The organism is Paraburkholderia tropica (assembly GCF_014171495.1).
GTDB classification, from domain to species: domain Bacteria; phylum Pseudomonadota; class Gammaproteobacteria; order Burkholderiales; family Burkholderiaceae; genus Paraburkholderia; species Paraburkholderia tropica.
Genome location: NZ_CP049137.1, coordinates 1,274,716 through 1,292,661, shown reverse-complemented (window position 1 = coordinate 1,292,661; position 17,946 = coordinate 1,274,716). Strand labels below are relative to the sequence as shown.

The 17,946-nt window shown below is 64.1% G+C and carries 11 protein-coding genes; 3 read left to right on the top strand and 8 right to left on the bottom strand.

What is annotated here, in order from left to right:
* The 3 genes from G5S35_RS35960 to G5S35_RS35950 are packed head-to-tail and all read right to left on the bottom strand — an operon-like array spanning window position 1 to window position 7,917.
* Window positions 1-2,262: a hybrid sensor histidine kinase/response regulator gene (locus G5S35_RS35960; protein ID WP_237181840.1), complete on the bottom strand. Its 2,262-nt coding sequence runs from the start codon at window positions 2,260-2,262 to the stop codon at window positions 1-3.
* Window positions 2,246-7,237 carry an AAA family ATPase gene (locus tag G5S35_RS35955; protein WP_183040212.1) on the bottom strand — a complete coding sequence of 1,664 codons (4,992 nt, stop codon included), beginning with the start codon at window positions 7,235-7,237 and terminating at the stop codon, window positions 2,246-2,248. Before G5S35_RS35955 ends, G5S35_RS35960 begins: the two co-directional genes overlap by 17 nt.
* Window positions 7,234-7,917, bottom strand: coding sequence for a response regulator transcription factor (locus G5S35_RS35950; protein ID WP_065063058.1), 684 nt, complete (start codon window positions 7,915-7,917; stop codon window positions 7,234-7,236). The genes G5S35_RS35955 and G5S35_RS35950 overlap by 4 nt, the downstream gene beginning before the upstream one ends.
* Before the next feature lie 463 nt (window positions 7,918-8,380).
* Between G5S35_RS35950 and G5S35_RS35945 the strand changes: the two genes are divergently transcribed.
* From G5S35_RS35945 to G5S35_RS35935, 3 genes are all read left to right on the top strand, one after another.
* Window positions 8,381-9,916: an ATP-binding protein gene (locus G5S35_RS35945; RefSeq protein WP_183040211.1), complete on the top strand. Its 1,536-nt coding sequence runs from the start codon at window positions 8,381-8,383 to the stop codon at window positions 9,914-9,916.
* 4 nt (window positions 9,917-9,920) lie between these two features.
* The gene (locus G5S35_RS35940) at window positions 9,921-12,824 is read left to right on the top strand and encodes an ATP-binding protein (RefSeq protein WP_183040210.1); all 2,904 of its coding nucleotides are present in this window, start codon (window positions 9,921-9,923) and stop codon (window positions 12,822-12,824) included.
* Between the two features lie 196 nt (window positions 12,825-13,020).
* Entirely contained in the window at window positions 13,021-13,326 is a 306-nt protein-coding gene (locus G5S35_RS35935; RefSeq protein ID WP_065062971.1) for a hypothetical protein, read from the top strand.
* A 30-nt stretch (window positions 13,327-13,356) separates the two neighbouring features.
* On the opposite strand, the gene G5S35_RS40445 is transcribed toward G5S35_RS35935, so the two are convergent.
* The 5 genes from G5S35_RS40445 to G5S35_RS35910 all read right to left on the bottom strand — a co-directional run bounded on the left by G5S35_RS40445 (window position 13,357) and on the right by G5S35_RS35910 (window position 17,925).
* Window positions 13,357-13,659, bottom strand: a complete 303-nt coding sequence (locus tag G5S35_RS40445) for a hypothetical protein (protein ID WP_183040209.1) — start codon at window positions 13,657-13,659, stop codon at window positions 13,357-13,359.
* Window positions 13,660-13,871: 212 nt separating this feature from the next.
* Entirely contained in the window at window positions 13,872-14,267 is a 396-nt protein-coding gene (locus G5S35_RS35925) for a DUF3331 domain-containing protein (RefSeq protein WP_074986871.1), read from the bottom strand.
* Window positions 14,268-14,541: 274 nt separating this feature from the next.
* Entirely contained in the window at window positions 14,542-15,471 is a 930-nt protein-coding gene (locus G5S35_RS35920) for a helix-turn-helix domain-containing protein (protein ID WP_183040208.1), read from the bottom strand.
* A 289-nt stretch (window positions 15,472-15,760) separates the two neighbouring features.
* Window positions 15,761-16,420: a response regulator transcription factor gene (locus G5S35_RS35915; RefSeq protein ID WP_065062962.1), complete on the bottom strand. Its 660-nt coding sequence runs from the start codon at window positions 16,418-16,420 to the stop codon at window positions 15,761-15,763.
* Window positions 16,417-17,925, bottom strand: coding sequence for a PAS domain-containing sensor histidine kinase (locus G5S35_RS35910; protein WP_234775268.1), 1,509 nt, complete (start codon window positions 17,923-17,925; stop codon window positions 16,417-16,419). Before G5S35_RS35910 ends, G5S35_RS35915 begins: the two co-directional genes overlap by 4 nt.
* Window positions 17,926-17,946 lie beyond the last annotated feature (21 nt).

Here is a 17,946-nt window from a genome sequence, read left to right as displayed (position 1 = left end):
TCAAGTCTCGTTCAAATGCTTTTCGATCAGTGCAAGCAACTGACGCGATTCGAAGGTCTGCGCGAGTGCACGGACTTGCCCTGCAAACACACGATAGCGGCCATTTTCGGGGCCTTCGCACAAGTTCTGCACGTGCCGTACCACTTCACTCATCGACCCGCGAAGCGCGAGCGCATGGAGCACCTCCATATTGGCGCGCGAAGGCAGCTCGAACGGCGCCGCCGATCTGGCCGGCTCGGCGCGCCTGGAGGGCTCGCCCTCGGCGCGGCGCGTGGCGCCGGCCAGTTCACGCGTGGTCTCACGGGCAGGCGCGCGCTCCACATCTGCGTCAACCGCGAAATCCAGCCAGAACCGGCTGCCGCGCCCCAGCACACTCTCCACGCGGATCGCGCTGCCCATGCGATTCGCAAGATGCTGACTGATCGACAGGCCAAGCCCGAGCCCTGCACGCCTGCGCTCACTGTCGCCGGCCTGTTCGAACGGCTGAAATACGCGTTCGAGCTGGTCCGCACGAATGCCGATTCCCGTATCGCGGACCTCGAAACGCAGCACGTCGCGGCGCGCCATACTCACCGAAAACTGGATGCTGCCGAAGTCGGTGAATTTGACCGCGTTCGAGAGCAGATTGAGCAGCACCTGGCGCAAGCGTTTCTCGTCGGCGCGAATGACGCGCGGGGTGTCAGGCGCGAGCACGCAGGTCTGCGCGAGACCTTTCTCGCGCGCCCGCAGGCACACCATGTCCGACAACGTTTCGACGAATGGCGAGAGCAGCACGTCACCGACGTCGAGCAGCACGCTCCCGGCACCCGCACGCGCGAAGTCGAGCAGATCGGTAATCAAGGTCAGCAGATGCGAACCGCTTTGCTCGATCAATGCAATGTGCGTCTTCGCCCGATCGGCCAACGACATATCTTGCCGCAGGATCTGCGAATACCCGAGGATGCAGTTGAGCGGCGTTCTGAGTTCGTGGCTGATGTTGGCGAGAAACTGGTCCTTGGCGCGATTGGCGGTTTCCGCGTCGTCGCGCGCGACTCGCACCGTTTCCTCGAGCGCCTTGCGTTCCGTGATGTCCGCCGCCGTGCCGGACACGCGCGTGCCGCCCCGCGCCGCGAGCGCCGTCGACGTGCCGCGCGTGAGCACCCAGCGATAGGTGCCGTCACGTTTGCGCACGCGATGCTCGATCTCGAAGCCGCTTCCCGGTCGCGCCGCACATCGTGCAAAGGCGCGGCGCAGCACCGCGCGGTCGTCCTCGTGGACCAGCTCCAGCACGCGGAGGGAATCCAGCTCGGCATCGCGCTCCGCATAGCCGAGCCACGCGGAAATATTCCAGCACTGAAGACGCGTCGCACGCACACGTGTGCGCGGAATCTCCACGTCCCACACGCCGACTTTCGAGCCGCGCATCGCCACGCCAAGGCGTTCGTTGGTTTCGCGCAGGATTGCGGCTTGCGACGCGTGTCTCGACTCCGTCGCATCGCGGATGGCGAAGACCATGCCGTAAACCGCGCCTCCATCGCTCACGATCGGCGAACTGCGGATCTCGACAGGCAGCGTCCGTCCGCTCCGTTCCACCAGCCGCGTGTGCGCCGGATACGGCACGTTGCCGCCCGCCAGCAGCGCGAAGGCCACGCTGACCGCTACCGGCGCATTCGTGTCCTCGTCGACCAGCGCGAGCACATCGGCGAGCGGACGTCCCGCCGCTGCGTCGCCGCGCCATCCGGTCAGCCGCTCGGCGACAGGATTCATCAGCGTGATGCGGCCATCGGTGTCCGTTGCGATGACGCCGTCGCCAATGCTGGCCAGCGTCACGGCATAACGCTGCTCGCTCTCGCGCAGGCGGCGTTCGGCATCGTGCTTGTAGAGCGCCATGTCCACGACGGTACGCAGTTGCAGATCGTCGAACGGTTTCAGCACGTAGCCGAACGGCTCGCTGAGCGTCGCGCGGCGAACCGTATCCTCGTCGGCGTAAGCGGTCAGGAATACGACGGGCACGTCGTGCGCCGCGCGGAGCTGCCGAGCCGCGTCGATACCGTCGAGCGCGCCTTCGAGCCGGATGTCCATGAGCACCAGACCCGGCTTGTCGCGCGCGGCCAGCGCCAGCGCGTCCTCTCCGGTCGCGACCTGGCCGATCACGTTATGTCCGCAGCGCTGCATCTGCTGGGCGATATCGCGCGCCACCACCCAATCGTCTTCCACGATCAGGATGCGCGCGGGAGGCGTCGCGGACGCTGCGCGCGCGTCCGGCTCAGAACTGGATCGCAAAGCACGTCCCTCCATGGCGGGAGATGTCGATGACGCCTCGCAACTGGCGGCTCAGATCGTGAACGAGTTGCAGCCCGAGCGAATCGACCTCTTCGATGGCAAACGCGACGGGCAAGCCCACGCCGTCGTCGGCGACGCTCAGGATGCAGCGCGGCGCGGCATCCGCGTGACGAGGCGCATGCTCCACCGTGTCGTCGAGGCTCAGCGTCACGCGCAAGTTCCCGCGCCGCCCTTGCGGAAACGCGTGCTTGAGCGCGTTCGACACCAGCTCGTTGACGATCATGCCGCACGCAATCGCGCGATTCATGTCGAGTTGAACGTCGTCCACCTTGACATCGAGGACCACGCCCGACTGGCTCATTTCGTAGACGCGCGCCAGATGCGCGCACAGATTGCGTATGTGCGGCGCCATGTCGATGCGCGCGAAATTGCCTGCGCGATAGAGGTTTTCGTGCACCATCGCCATCGACCGGACCCGATTCCGGCTTTCCTGGAACAGTTCGGCGACCGCGCGATCCGGCACGCGCGCGCCCTGCAGGTTGAGCAGGCTGCTGATCAACTGCAGGTTGTTTTTCACGCGATGATGCACCTCGTGGAGCAACGCATCCTTCTCTTCGAGCAAGGCCTCGACCTGTTCGAGACTGGCATTTTCAAGCGAGATGGCGGCCTGCGACGCCAGCAGGCGCAGCACCGTCATGCGTGGCGGCGTGAATACGCCCGGCGCGAGCTCGTTTTCCAGATACAGGGCGCCGATCACGCGTGTCTGCTTGACGAGCGGCAGACACAATACCGAACGCGAGACGCGGTCCTGAAAGTATTCGTCAGCCGCGAACGGATTGTGAGCGCACGCGTCGTCGACGAGCAGCGCGTCGTGCGTGCGCAAACACGCGTTCAGCATGGTCAGCGGCAAGGTGCGCGGCGTTCCGGGCTGCCGTCCGATGCGCACCTCGCCGCCCTCGCGCGCTTCGGCCTCGACGTGCAGCCGCTCCTCGTGCGGAAGAACCAGCAGTGCACGGCGTGCGCCCGTGTGCTCCAGCACGATCGTCATGAGCGTGTGCATGAGCCGGTCCAGCACGCGTTCGCTCGAAATCGCCTGCGACGCACGCACGACCGACTCCACGTCGAGCAGATTCGCAGCCGCGTCCGGCGTGACGGCGCGCGGCGCGTCGAAGGCGAGTTGCGGATGCGCCGCGTCGAGCGCCGCGACACGCGCACTCGCGCCCCAGCTTTCGTAAGCCTCGCGCGCGCGGCGAAGATACACGGGCGCAATCGCCGCGAAGCCGCGCGCGAGGTAGAAGTGACCCGCACGCTCCGCCGCCAGCGCTTCGACGTGCAGCAGGCGGTTCGCGCGCGCGCTGTCGATCGCGCGTTCATAGAGCCGCATCGCCTCCATTTCCGCGCCGCGCACGCACGCAAGCTCGGCTTCGAGCAAAGCCGCACGCGCTTCGAAATTGGCGGGACAACTCGCGGCCCACGCCTGCACCTTGCTCACGTGTGCTTCGAGCGCCGCGTCGACGGTTTGCGCCGAACGCAAGCCCGCGAGCGCCGAAAAGAAGTGATACTCGGCGAGTTCGAAGTGGCCCGACGACGTCCACACGAGCGGCGCGGCACGCGCGCCCGCCGCGAGCGCGCCTTCGATATCGCCCGCGAAATAGCGCGCTTGCTGCTGGCGAATCCAGTACCAGCACGCGGCGATATCGAGCGCGCGATTGTGCTCGAAATGATTTTCCAGCGCGGCCGTGTCGGCGTAATCGGCGTCAGGCGAGCCGAACCACGGCGAGGTGCCGCGCAGATCGCGAATCAAGGCGAGCTGCGCGTTGATGATATCGACGATCAGGCCGAACCCGGCCTCGCGTACGACGTGCAGCCGTTCGAGCGCGCGCGCTTCCACTTCCGCGAGCGGCGTCGATGCGGCGAGCAGCGTCGTGACGAGACAGCAACTGCTGAAGCCGATGTAGGTGAGATCGCCGCTTTCCGTGGCGACCTCGAAGGCGCGCTGCAGAATCGGCAGGCTGTGGCCAATCGGTTGCGTCCACGGCATGACGTGGTACGAGAAGCACATGTAGACGCGGGCGCGAAACTGATCGAGGCCCTTCTCGTCGACGAGCGCCATCCCGAGCTTGCCGAACTCATAACCTCCCGGATAATCGCCGAATACGGGCCCCGCCACCATGCCCAGATAGGCAAAGCCGAGCGACGATGCGCCCGCGTTGCCGTGCTCCATGCTCAGGTTCGCCATGCGCGCCAGCACGAGGCAAACGAGATTTTCATCGGTGAAAAACGCGGGCGGCAGCACCGCCGTGAAGACGTTGAGCGTCGCCTCGAGCGTTTCGTCGGCGAGCGTGGGATTATCGAGCATCGCCATGATCGAGCGCTCCCGGACGCGCGCAGCCACTTTTGCGTATTCGGCGTGCGCCGCCGCGCGCTCGGGATGCGCGCTCCAGTCGACGCCCACTTCGCGCAGATAATGCAGGCAGATGTCGACGGCCACGCTCATTTCGTCGAGCGCTGTATGCAGCGTGATGCGCAGAAACGCCACGGCCGCTTTTTCGGGGATGCTGCGCGCCAGCGCCGCGAGCGCGCGCAAACGGCTTTCCGCGTCGCCCGGATTACCGGCGAGGAACGTGCATTCGGCGAGCAGCAGTTCGAGCGAGAACTTCTCGCGATAATGCGTTTGCCACGCCGTTTCGTCGAGAATCTCGCTGCCCGCGACCAGATAGTTGAGCGCCGTGGCGTAAGCAGACGCCGCGCGGGCACGCTGCGCCGCCCGCAGATTCAGCAGGCCGACGCGCAGGCGCAGCGCTGCGTCGTCGATGGCGCTCAGGGCGCGGTTATATTGATTGACGATATCGAAGATCGTGCGATCGAGTTCCGGATCGGCATCGTCGAGATCGAGCCGCCGTCCAATTCGCCCGTGCGCGGCGACCCGCTCGTGCGGCCCGAGCAGCGCATAGGCCGCTTCCTGCACGCGATCGTGCACGAACGCGTAGGCGTGCGCCCGGCGATAAACCAGCCCCTGCTCGACGGCTTCCGCCAGCGTGGCGTCGATCTGTGCGGCGGTCCGGTCGTGCACGCTCGCGAGCACCGTGCGCGACGCCGTGGCGCCCACACAGGCGAAATCGGTCAGCAGCCGTTGCGTCGGCGCGGAAAGACGCTCGATCTTTCCGATCATCAGATCGACGACGCTTTCAGGAAACGCGCGCTGCGCAATCTGCTCGACGCTCCAGACCCAGTGGCGCGCCGTATCGTCGAAACGCAAATAGCCGTCGTCGGCGAGCGCGTGCAGATACTGCACCGCGAAGAACGGATTGCCCCCCGTGCGCTCGAACATCAGCCGCGCGAGCTGGCCGCTGGCCGCCGTATCGCTGCGCGTGGCGTCGCGCACGAGGCGCTCGATGTCGTCCACCGTGAGCGGCGCGAGCAACAGGTCGCTCACACGCGCGCCGCGCGCGCGTAGATCGGCGATCACATGCGCGAGCGGATGCGCCGCGCCGACTTCGTTCTCGCGATACGCGCCGACGATCAGCAACGCATCGTTGCCCGCGCCGCGGCCGAGCGCTTCAAGAATCGACTGCGTGCCGGCGTCGAGCCATTGCAGATCGTCGAGAAACAACACGAGCGGCTGGCCGGCACCGGCAAACGCCGCGATGCAGCGTGTCAGCACGGCGACGAAGCGCGTCAGTGCTTCGTGCGGCGGCGCTTCGGCGACGGCGGACTGCGGCCCGACGAGCTGTTCCAGCGACGGCAGCAGATCGACGAGCAGGCGTCCATGCGGCCCGAGCGCCTGCTGGATGCGCTTGCGCCAACGCGCCTGCTCGCGCGGCTCGTCGCGCAGAATCCGCTGCAACAATTGCTCCAGGCATTGCGCGATCGTGGCGTACGGCACGTTGCGGCGGTGCTGATCGAATTTGCCCGATGCGAAACGCCCGCGCGTCATGCTGCGGTGAAAATCCTCGACCAGCGACGATTTGCCGATGCCCGAATAGCCGGAGATAAATACGCATTCGGTCGAGCCGTCGCGGGCGACGCGCTCGAACGCCTGCGTGAGCGCATCGAGTTCGGCGGCGCGGCCGTAGAGGCGGTCGGGGATGAGCAGGCGATCGTCGGTATCGGCGCTGCCGAGCCTGAACGGCGCGAACGCACCGCTGCCGCGCAGCCGGTCGGCGCATTCGCGCAGATCGTGCTCGACACCGCGAGCGGTCTGGTAGCGATCCTCGGCGGCCTTCGCGAGCAGTCGCGCGACCAGCAGATCGAGCGTTTCCGGCAGCGCGGGCAACCAGTCGCGCAGCGGCACCGGCACGCTCGCAGTATGGCAATACAGCCACTCGCCGGGCGACGCCGCGGCGTACGGAAAGCGCCCGGTGAGCATCCAGCCGGTCACGATGCCGAGCGCGTAGAGATCGGCGCGCGCATCGACCTGACGGTTGACGAGGCCGGTGCGCTCGGGCGCGAGATACGGCAGCGCCTGCGCCACCATCAAGGGCGGCGCAGCCACGTTGCCGGCGGGCGTGGGACTCGCGGTCAGGCCGAAGCCGGTCAGCGCGACAGCAAGCGTGGCCGGGTCGACCAGCACGTGTTCCGGACGCAGGTCGTTATGCACCAGTTCCCGTCGATGCAACGCGTCGAGCGCCTGCGCGACGTTGGCGGCGATCGTCATGATCTGCGGGTGCGTGAATGCGCGCAGATCGAGCGTCGACAGCGGCACGCCGCCCGGATCCAGCAGCGCGAGCGTGGCCGTCATGCCCTCGCGAACAAAATCGAGCGGCTGGGTCAAACGCGGGCTGTCGAGGCGCGCGCGCCATGCCCACGCGTTTTCCAGCATCGCGAGCGTATGCGTCGAAGGTTGCGGCGACGTGGGAAACACGACAAGGCGCGCGGGCGCGTCCGGATTCGCACTCGCTCCATCGGCGACGCGCGCGAGCACGAACAGGCCGTCGTCGCCGAGGCGGATTGCGTCTTCCCGATCGCGCGTCATGCTTCAGCCGTGAGCATGTAGCCGGCATTGCGCACGGTGCGTAGCAGCGAGGTGTCGAAACCCGCGTCGATCTTTTGCCGCAGCTTGCTCACGTGCACGTCGACCACATTGGTTTGCGGGTCGAAATGATAATCCCAGATATTTTCGAGCAACATGGTGCGCGTGACGACTTTGTCGGCATGACGCATCAGATATTCGAGCAGCTTGAATTCGCGCGGCTTGAGGATGATGGGTTTGCCGCCGCGCGAGACCTTGCGTGACAGCACGTCGATGCTCAGGTCGCCGCAACGCAACGACGACGTCACGGGATCGGTCTGCGTGCGGCGCTGCAGGACTTCGAGCCGCGCGAGCACTTCGCCGAACGCAAACGGCTTGACGACATAGTCGTCGCCGCCCGCCTTCAGCCCGCGGATGCGCTCGTCCACGGCGTCGAGCGCGCTCAGGATCAGGACCGGCACCTTGCTGCCGGTGGCGCGCATGGCCGCGACGATGCTGAGCCCGTCCACGCCGCCCGGCAGCATGCGGTCGAGCACCACCGCGTCATAGGCGACGCCGCTCAGCGCCAGCAACATGCCATCGCGGCCGTTGTCGGCGGAGTCGACGCCATGCCCGGCTTCCGTCAACCCCTTCTTCAGGAATCCGGCCACCTGCACGTTGTCTTCGACTAACAAGATCTTCATCTGGCCCATTCATGGTGTCCGGCCGATTCGACACGCGCAGGCGCTTCGATGACCCGGGGTTTGCGGCTTCAGGCTTCGGAAAGGTGAATTATCGGTTGCGATCCGAATGACTGTCTTTGTGCCGCACATTAAATTTCGTTAATGTCCACTCTGGCGTTTCCTCTGGCGTTTCATTTCGCCGCCGAAGCAGACAGGCTTCGGCATTTCAAAATAATCCGCCCGAAAAACGCCGCGGTAAATTCGCGCTGGAATCGAGTCGGGCCTCATCCAGCCGTCACGGCCTCAATTAAATCCGAACATTAACCAAATTTAATCCGCGGTTAATGACAGCAAAATACAATCTGGCTATGCTTCAGCCGACATCAATTCTCCGCGAGCAGGCTCGTCACGGAGCCCTGCACCGCCTGTTTCCCGCCGTCTGCCAACCCGCCGGGCCACCCGGATCGACACGGACGCAACCACCATGACGTCAGCGACCTCTGAGCTTTGCACGTTCGCGTCGGCGCATGAATTCGGCTCCCGGTTCATACGATTCGGCGAAACGGAACTCGACATCGGCATGCGCGTACTTCGCCAGGGTAGCCGCGTGCTGGAACTCGGCTCGCGCGCATTCGACCTGCTCGCGACGCTTGCACAGGCGAGCGGGCGCGTCGTACACAAGGATGAGCTGATAGACAGTGTCTGGCCCGATACGATCGTGGACGAAAATGCACTACACGTGCATCTTTCCACAATACGCAAAGTAATCGGGCAAGACAGCAAGCTTATTGTAACGGTCCCCCGACGCGGCTACCAGTTGATTGCGTCGCCGTCCACGCCGGTGCCCGCAGCGAATTTCGAGGACGACAGCCAACGTACACTGCGTACGGCGATGATGCCGATGCGGCCGGCGCTGCTGGGCCGAGAGACGGCGATCGACGTGATCTGCGCCATGATGCGCGACACTCGCGTGCTCACACTCGCGGGCCCCGGGGGCATCGGCAAGACGTCGATCGCGCTGGAAATCGCGCATCGCACATCGGGCAGCAACGAAGACGACGTCCACTTCGTCGATGTGTCCGATCAACGCTCGCTGGGCGAAGTCCTGCTGGCGTTCGGCGCAATTGGCCCCGTGGCGCGCGAAGACGGCGAGCCCGATCTCGACACAACGGCCGCCATGCTCACGCGTATTCGCGGCCTGATCGTGATCGACAACGCCGAACACGTCGCCGACCCCGTCGCGCAACTGCTCGAACGGGCGTGCCATTCCGCCAACCCACCGCGCTTTCTCGTCACGAGCCGCCAGCCGCTGCGCATTCCTGCCGAGACGGTTTATCGCGTGACGCCGCTCGCCGTGTCGGGCGAAGCGACCGAGCCCTGTGACGCGAACGGCAGTCCATCGCCCGCGATCGCCTTGTTTCTGCGCCGCCTGTCGCACGACGGCCGGCACCGGGTCATCGACGACGAACTCATGACGCAAGCCGCCGAGATCTGCCGCTGCCTCGACGGCATACCGCTTGCCATCGAACTGGCGGCATCGCGCGCAGCGATTCTCGGCCTGGAGCCTGTCCTGAACAATCTCGCCGATCCGCTGCCCTATCTCGACGGCGGTTACCGCACCGCATGCGCACGGCACAAGAGCTTGCTCGCGTCGATCAAATGGAGCTTCGACATGCTCGAGTCGAGCGAACAGACCGTGTTTCAGCGGCTTTCTGTGTTCGACGGCGCGTTCGACGCCCAGGCCGCGAGTGCGCTCGCAAGCGATGTCAGGATGTCGCCAACGGCGGTGATGCAATGTGTGTCCGAGCTGGTCGATCACTCACTGCTCGACATTCATTTCGACGGCGCGGCAGTAACGTACCGCCTGCTCACGCCTTCGAAATCGTTCGGAAGGCAGAGGCTTGCCGAAGCGGGCGAACTGGCAACGATGGTCGAACGTCGCGCGGACTACTTGCGAAGCGCCGCACGTTCCGCGTCGGCACAGCAAGCCGTTTTGTCACCCGTCTCCTTCCGGTCCTGATCGCATGCCTTCGCTTTCCGAGCCGCCGTCGGCTGTCTTCCAGCTTGGCCACGCGCGCGTCGATCTCCGCGAGCGTGTCCTGCTGCGAAACGGCGAACTGGTCCAGGTGGGCGCGCGCGCCTATGCGATTCTCGAAGCGCTGATCGAAGCGGACGGCGGGCTCGTCACGAAGCACGAACTCCTCGCGCGCGCCTGGCCCGGCGTTGTCGTCGAGGAAAACAATCTGCAGGTGCAGTTGTCGAAGCTGCGCCGCGCGCTGGGCGATGACCGCGCCTGTATCGTCACCGAATCGGGACGCGGCTATCGGCTTCTCGCCGCGCGTGCGAACGAGCGTTCACGCAGCGAAGTCGCAAACGGCCGACGCAATGTGCCGGGCAACGGGGATCACCCGACGCCACCTGCCGCACGACTGCCGAATCTTCCCCCGCCGATTGGCAGGGACCACGCCATTTCGTCGGTGCTCGGCGCGCTGACCTGCGGGCGCGCCTTGACGCTCATCGGATCGGGCGGAATCGGTAAGACCACGCTGTCGATGGCGGTCGCGCAGCGCTTTGAAGCGGAGCGCGGCGGTCACGTCATGGTGATCGAACTCGCGGCGATGGCGACGGCCGACGAAGTCGCCCGCGCCGTCAAGACCCGACTGTCGGCGCACGGCGCGAGCGGTACGAGCGGCAATTCCGGCTCGCTGCTTCTGCTCGACAACGCCGAACACATGATCGCGGCGGTCGCCGACATCGTGCATCGCGTGCTCGACGACTACCCGGCGTTGCATGTGCTCGTGACGAGCCGGGAAGCGCTGGCGATCGACCGCGAAACACTCATGCCGGTTGAGCCGCTCGCCGTCCCCGAGCGAGAAGCCGACGAGCAGACTGTTCGCCGCCAAGCCGCTGTGCAGCTTTTCATGAAGCGCGTCGAGGCAACGGGCCGCCCTGTTCACGGAGACCCCGAGGAAATCGGCCTGATCGGCGAAATCTGCCGCCGGCTCGACGGCTTGCCGCTCGCGATCGAACTGGCCGCCGCGCGGGTGCCGACATTGGGCGTAGAAGGCGTCCATCGCGGTCTCGCCGATCAATTGACGCTGCTTTCACGGGGTTTTCGCACGGCGATGCCGCGCCATCGCACGCTCCGTGCAACGCTGGACTGGAGCTTCGCGCTGCTCGACTCACGCAGCCGCACGCTGCTGAGACGCCTCGCGCTGTTTACCCGCCGCTTCTCGGTCGAATCCCTGTGCGCGGTGGCTTGCGACGCGACATTGCCGGTGAGCACCGTCATCGACGGAATCGGCGAGCTTCTGGCGAAATCGCTCGTCAAGGTGTCGTTCGACGGTCCGATCGCTCACTATCGCTTGTCGGAGTCGACGCGCGCCTACGCCCTCGAACATCTCCTCTCGGCGGGCGAAGTCAAGGAAGTATCGGCACGCCATGCACGCGATCTGGCTTCGCGCTTCCGCAACCAGGAAGCCGCCGGAAGCGGGCCGGCGCTCGCCACTGGCGAGCATCCCGAGGACATGCTGGACGACACGCGCAACGCGGTGGATTGGGCCTTTTCTCCCGATGGCGATGTGCGTACAGGCGTGGAGCTTTCGTCCACGCTGGTGAGCGCGCTGCTGGCGCGCGCCAAGCTGGACGAATGCGGCCGCCGCGCCGCGCTGGCGCTTCAGGCACGTCAGGCGCTGCCTGAGCCCGCCATGCCACCCGCTGCCGCGATTCGCCTCAAAATCGCACTCGCCGCCGTGCTGCCGAATCTGGAAGGGCCGGTGGAACGCGCGTGCGAACTCTGGCGCGAAGTGCACGAGCATGCGCTGCGAATCGAAGACGACGGCCTGCGCGCGCGGAGTTACTGGGGATTGTGGAATGCGATGCTCTCTTCCGGCAAAGTCAGCGACGCGCGCCGGTATGCAGAGCAATTCGAACAATTCGCGCGTCAGAAGCATTGCCGGTGGCAGCACATCTTCGCGACGACGCTCGCCGCCACCGCGGCGCACTGCGCCGGCGATCATCATGGCGCGGCCGCGACGCTCGAAGCCGTCGTGCAACATGTTCAAGCCTATCCCAACGATGCTGCCGAGATCCGGCAGTTCGCGGTGGACCCGCTCGCGGTCTGCTACGCGGGGCTGGCCCGTATCCGTTGGCTCGAAGGAGACGTCGGCGAGGCCGCGCGCCTCGCGAGTCGCTCGCTGGACCTGATTCCCGCCGAGACCATGGAGCCGTGGTTTACGCACGTCCTCGGCGTTGTCGCGGCGCCGCTTGCGCTGATCTCGGGAGATCGCGAGCGTGCGCGCCACTATCTGTCGATCATGCGCTCGCAAACGACGCTGCACCGCCTGACTATCTGGCACGAGTTCGGCGAATGCCTCGCCGCCATCCTCCTCATTCACGATGGGGATGTGGTCAGAGGACTATCCAGGCTGGAGCGCACGCTCGACTCGCTGCTGGCGCGAGGGTTCCGGCGCTTGACGTCGCCGCTGATCGTCGAATGCGCGCAAGCGCTCATCAGCGTGGGCCGGACCTCGGATGCGCTCGATCGCTTGCAGGACGCACAGGCATTCTGCGAGATCAACGGCTCTTTTTACTTTATGCCTGAAATCCTGCGCGGCCGGGGTTTATGCGCGCATGCCATGTCCCGCACGCTCGATACCGACCGCCCATACGATGCGCACGCGCTGACGCGTGCAAAGGCGTGTTTTACGAAGGCGATCGCGATGGCACAGTCGCAGGGCGCGCGCATGTGGGAATTGCGCGCGACGCTCGATCTGATTAAATTGCCGCTTGGTGATGAGGAAGCCAACGAGGCGCGGAATGCCCTGTCGGCGCTTGCGAATCGATTCGATGCGTGCAGCGCGGTGCCGGAGGTGCGCGAGATGTTCGCCCTACTCGCCAGTACCCAGCCATCGCCTGCGCTTTCCTGATCTTTCGTATTCGCACGCTCGGCGAATACGCCACTCCCTTGCCCCATTCCGCCTGCAATAACATAACGCTCCCTCCCCAGCCGCAACCGTGCGTTTTTCATCAACCGGGTGCCAATCCGAAAATGAACGCGTGCGTGCCCCTCGAGAATGGCGCTCGTCGATTCCCGACGATTCAGTTTGCTCACGGAGCTACATCGTGCCCATTCGCTTTCTCGCCTCCTCGCTCGCCGCCCTCGGTGCCTGCCTGATCGTTGCCGTATCGCTGCAGAACGGCGTGGGACTGCGCACCGCGTTAATGAAGGTCGGCGCACAAACGGAATTGCCACTGGAACGCGTGGCAGTCGGTGCAACAAACGCCGACGACACACGCACACCTCGGCGCGAAACGCTGCCGCTCAATTCGTCGACGAGACCGACGCGCGCGCAGCAAAGCCGCCTGTTGCGTCTTCAGGAAACGCCGTCCATGCGAAGCCGCAGAGACGGCTACCAATACTGGACGTAGCGAGTCGCATCTTTTCGCGCTTACTCGTTCTTACTTGTGCTTATTCATGCTTATCCCCGGTTGTGCGTGGCCCGATCCGAAGCACACATCTTCGTTCGAGTTCTGCGAGAGAAGCGCGAAGGCGGTCGCGTGGGAAGCGACGGAAATGCGCTGCACGCCCGATTCGGCACCAACAGTCCGCGCATGATGAGCGACCTTCATGCCGCCGCAATCGATCGTGAGCGGTTCGAGCATCATCTCGTTCAATCCCTTTCGCGAGCGTGCGCTCGAACGCTTCGCCGCACCGCGAAACCCGATAGAAATGGCAACCTTCGGCTCAACGCCGATCAGCACCGGTCTTGATCGGCATTGGCTTCGTGTTTCCGATCATGATTGGCTGCAACCTCTACCAGTACGCGATCTTTCGCGGCACGGTCGGCCCAACGGCGGAAAGTAACGGATGATGCGTTGAGCGAATGCCCGAGAAAGCCGGATCGGCTCCTCGGGCATCAATGTCAGTTCGAATACGCAGATGCGTGGATTCCAGTCTGGTTGGCGATCCGCGCTCAGGACAACGCCTCCACGACGTTGCAGTGAAGCATCATGTCGGCATTGATCGCGCGTGGCCGCATGGCTCGCGGCCGATAGACGTCGTCGCCCCGGCGAATCGAGCGACCGGATACCGCGCATACGCCATTGCGACGCGCCCGCGTGCGAAACCACTCCTGATCGCAATATGCGCAACGCGACGGATCGCGCCAGGCCAAGGTCACACGCGTGGCGGTGGCCCGCTCGACGAGCTGAACCGTCAGGCCGGCGACCGGCTGATCGGCGCATCGACGCGCGACGTACCTGCGTGCAGACGGCACCTGAACGCCTTCATATTTCTCCCTCGACAACAAGCCGAGCAAGCCAACCGTCATCTGCCACGGATCGACAATCGTTTGAATCTGCGGAATCATATATTGCACTCCTACATGAGTAGACAATACCGTTGAATGTTTAGCGCGTGCTTTTAAAGAGATTCTTTACTGTTGCCCTGACCGTCAGCCCGCCGAAACTTCCGAGGATCGTTTCGCTCCGTTATCCAAAAACAAGGGGTGCATCCTCGGTTCGCGCATGCTCAGCTCCAGAGCGCATTGCGCGAGCGATCGTTCGATGGTGCACGCCTCTTGACCCGCGGAAACCGGACCAAACAGATACTCGGCGCTGCATGCCATAAAGCGGACAATCTGGCTATCGAAGCCCATCGTGATTTTTTCTCCATGAACAGGGCGTCTCGCCAACGAATCGTTTGAATACGGTCGTAAAGTGAGCCTGGGAACGAAATCCGCTGGCAAGCGCAACATCGAGCACATTGTGTTGCGAGCGGAGCAGCATCGACTGCGCATGTTCAATGCGCCTGCGCAGAAGATATTCGTGGGGGCGCAAACCGCTCGCCTGACGGAACTGGGCGGCGAAATGCATGCGCGTGAGTCCCGCACTGTCGGCCATGTCCGCCAGACCAATCGGCTCGCCGAGATGCGCGTCCACATAATCCATCACGCGGGTCATGCGCCATTTCGGCAACTCCGAGGCGCCCCGCGATCCGCGCGACGTGCCCGCATACTGGCTCGCGACAAGGCGCGAAGCAATGGCCAGGCTCACGCTATCGGTGAATACTTTTCCCAGCGCCGCGTCGTGGGTCTGCGAGACCGCCAGCGCCTGACTCAGCCGCTCAATCGCGGGGTCGCGCAGCACGCTGCCATCGCCAAGCGTGAGTTCTTCACCGGGCGTGCGTCCAAACAGGTCCGCGTAGCATTCCTTCAAAACGCGCTGCGTGACAAAGAGGTGCAGGACGTCGAACTGAGACGAAAAGCGGGCGCGCGCAGCGACACCGGGCGCGCCAATATGCGCTACTCCCGCCGCCACGCGACCGCGAATCAACGGACGCGCCGCATAATCGAAATCGACAACGGTACATTTCAGATTCAGCGCGACACAATGCATCGGCGCCGCGCCGTCGCTCGACACGTCGAGAGGTTCGGAGCAGTGATTCGACCAGCGCAGCACCCGAATTTCGTGCGATGCGTCTTCCACGCTTTCCGGCCGACGCCACTCACGTTCCATTTCGATGGGATGACGCGCAGTGCGCGGTGGCGAGAGGCTGTCGGATAAACTATTCATACGGTGCTCTCCTTTGTCGGCGCAATCCAGAATCGATCAGACCCGCGACGCAGCAAGACAGGTTGTGTGATTAGCCTCTACGTTACCCGACTCAAATATTCGATTCTAGTCGTACAATAGAATGCGCCTCTCGCGTATAAGTTTTACGCACTCATACTATTGTTTAATGCCGCGATATTTTTTTGGCAACGCGAAAAATTTCGCTCGCGAATGAAAACGCCCGGTCATTTTCAAATATAAAAATGACCGGGCGTCGAAAATAAAAACGGTGACGTGAAGCAAACAGTTTTCAGGAATCTTCCGCCGACGATCCGATTCCCAACGTCTTGGCTTTTAGCACAAAGTCAGCAAACGAGTTCGACTCCATCTTTCTCATCGCCTGGCCGCGGTGAATCTTCACCGTAATTTCGCTCAGGTTCATTTCCGCCGCAATCTGCTTGTTGCGCAACCCCGAGGCGACCAGCGCCATCACTTCGCGCTCCCGCTGCGTCAGCGAACCGTAGCATTTGCGCAGATTCGAAACAGAACGATCGGCTGCACGACGCTTTTCATCTGCCGCGAGCGCCTGATCGACGGCATCGAGCATGTCCTGATCGCGAAAGGGCTTGGCGAGAAAGTCCATCGCCCCCGCCTTCATCGCCCTGACCGTCATGGCGATGTCGCCGTGCGCCGTCATGAAGATGATCGGAATGCTTAATGCGCCATCGGCGATCTGTTCCTGAACGGCAAATCCGCTCTGTCCTTTAAGGCGCACGTCGAGAATCAGGCAACTGGGGACATCCGGGCGCTCGAAGGCAAGAAACTCGCGCGCCGAAGCGAATGCCTGCACCGGCAAATCAACCGAGCGCAGCAAATTGCTGACGGCATCGCGCATCGACTCGTCGTCGTCCACGACGTACACCATCCGGTTTGGCTCGGCGTCGCCAGCGCCACCGCGCTGAAGGTTCATGGATTATTCTCCTTTTTTTCAGCATCCAACGGCAGCGTAATCAAAAACCGGGCACCTGCCGCCAATGAATCTTCAAGCGTGATACGGCCGCCATGTGCCTCGATGATCGATCGACAGATCGACAAGCCCATGCCCATGCCATTGGTTTTCGTCGTAAAAAACGGTGTGAAAAGCCGCTCGCGAACATCCTCGGGTACGCCGTTGCCCGAATCTTCGATGCGAAGGTCGACACTGCCCTCGCGCGGCGCGGAAATCGAAATGACGATGCGGTGCGGCTTGCCCGGCAGATCGGCCATCGCCTGCGCCGCGTTCAACAGGAGATTCACGACGACTTGCTGAATCTGGACGCTGTCCGCGTGTACGTGAATCGCATCCGGCGGCGGCTGCACTTCGCAGATCACACCGTGGCGCACCAGTTCCGGCGCCATCATGCTGACCGCCTCTTCAACCATCTCGACCAGCGAGACGCGACTGAGCGCCGACGGCCGCTTTCGCGCCATCGCGCGAATCTGTCGCACGATGTCGTTCGCCCGGCGCGCGGAATGGATCATCTGGCCGATTGATCGGGAGACTTCGCCGATATCCGGCTCCGGCCTGCCGAGCCAACGCAGCGCCGCGTCGCCCGAGGTGATCACCGCGGCCATGGGCTGCGTCACCTCATGCGCCATCGAAGCGGCCATCTCGCCGAGCGTGGTCATGCGCGTGGCGTGCGCGAGCTCCGCCATCGAACGTGTCAGCGCCTCCTGCGTGCGTTGCGACGATGTCACGTCCATGAGCGCGCCGACGTAGTTGAGATCCGTGGAAAGCGGCGGTCCCGAATGCGCGACGTAATGCACGTATTTAAGCTCGCCGTCGGGCATGATCAGCCGATATTTCAAATCGACCAACGGCGTCGCCATTGCGGCGCCGTGCGCGATTTCAACCTGGCGGCGATCCTCGGGATGAGTACGTTCGAGTATGAGCGCGAGACCGGGCGTCAACGCTGGCGACGGCTCGTAACCGAAGATCCGGTAAGCCTCGGCCGACCAGATCATCTTGCCGTGCACGGCTTCGATGCCGATGCTGCCCGTCTTGCTCAGGCGCTGCGCGTCGACGAGAAACGCCTCGCTTCGCGTGAGCGCATCTTCCGCACGCTTGCGCGCCTCGACGTCCGTATTGACGCCATACCAGCGGCGCACGGCGCAGTCTGCATCGCGCAGCGGTTCGGCGGCGATGTGCATCCAGCGATAGCCGCCGTCTCTCTGGCGCACGCGCGACATATTGTCGAGCGCACTCCCGGAGCGGAGCGCGTCCAGCCAGTCGCGGCGCATCGCGCCGAGATCGTCCGGATGCACGACGGCGTCCCAGAGATCGGCGCCGCGGCCCTCCGTATCGACGCCGGACTCCTGCCAGCGGCGATTGACGTACACCACGTCGCCGTCGCCCGAGGCGCTCCACACCATGCCGGGAATCGTGTCGATGGCCGCGCGCAACTCCGCCTGCTGCGCCTCGATCTCGTTGGCCATCCGCTTTTGCAGCGTGATGTC

Coding starts and splice junctions, on each gene's coding strand:
- G5S35_RS35915 (WP_065062962.1), bottom strand. CDS start 16,420: ATGAACCTTCAGCGCGGTGGCGCTGGCGACGCCGAGCCAAACCGGATG.
- G5S35_RS35910 (WP_234775268.1), bottom strand. CDS start 17,925: ATGGCCAACGAGATCGAGGCGCAGCAGGCGGAGTTGCGCGCGGCCATC.
- G5S35_RS35945 (WP_183040211.1), top strand. CDS start 8,381: ATGACGTCAGCGACCTCTGAGCTTTGCACGTTCGCGTCGGCGCATGAA.
- G5S35_RS35950 (WP_065063058.1), bottom strand. CDS start 7,917: ATGAAGATCTTGTTAGTCGAAGACAACGTGCAGGTGGCCGGATTCCTG.
- G5S35_RS35955 (WP_183040212.1), bottom strand. CDS start 7,237: ATGACGCGCGATCGGGAAGACGCAATCCGCCTCGGCGACGACGGCCTG.
- G5S35_RS35940 (WP_183040210.1), top strand. CDS start 9,921: ATGCCTTCGCTTTCCGAGCCGCCGTCGGCTGTCTTCCAGCTTGGCCAC.
- G5S35_RS35920 (WP_183040208.1), bottom strand. CDS start 15,471: ATGAATAGTTTATCCGACAGCCTCTCGCCACCGCGCACTGCGCGTCAT.
- G5S35_RS35925 (WP_074986871.1), bottom strand. CDS start 14,267: ATGATTCCGCAGATTCAAACGATTGTCGATCCGTGGCAGATGACGGTT.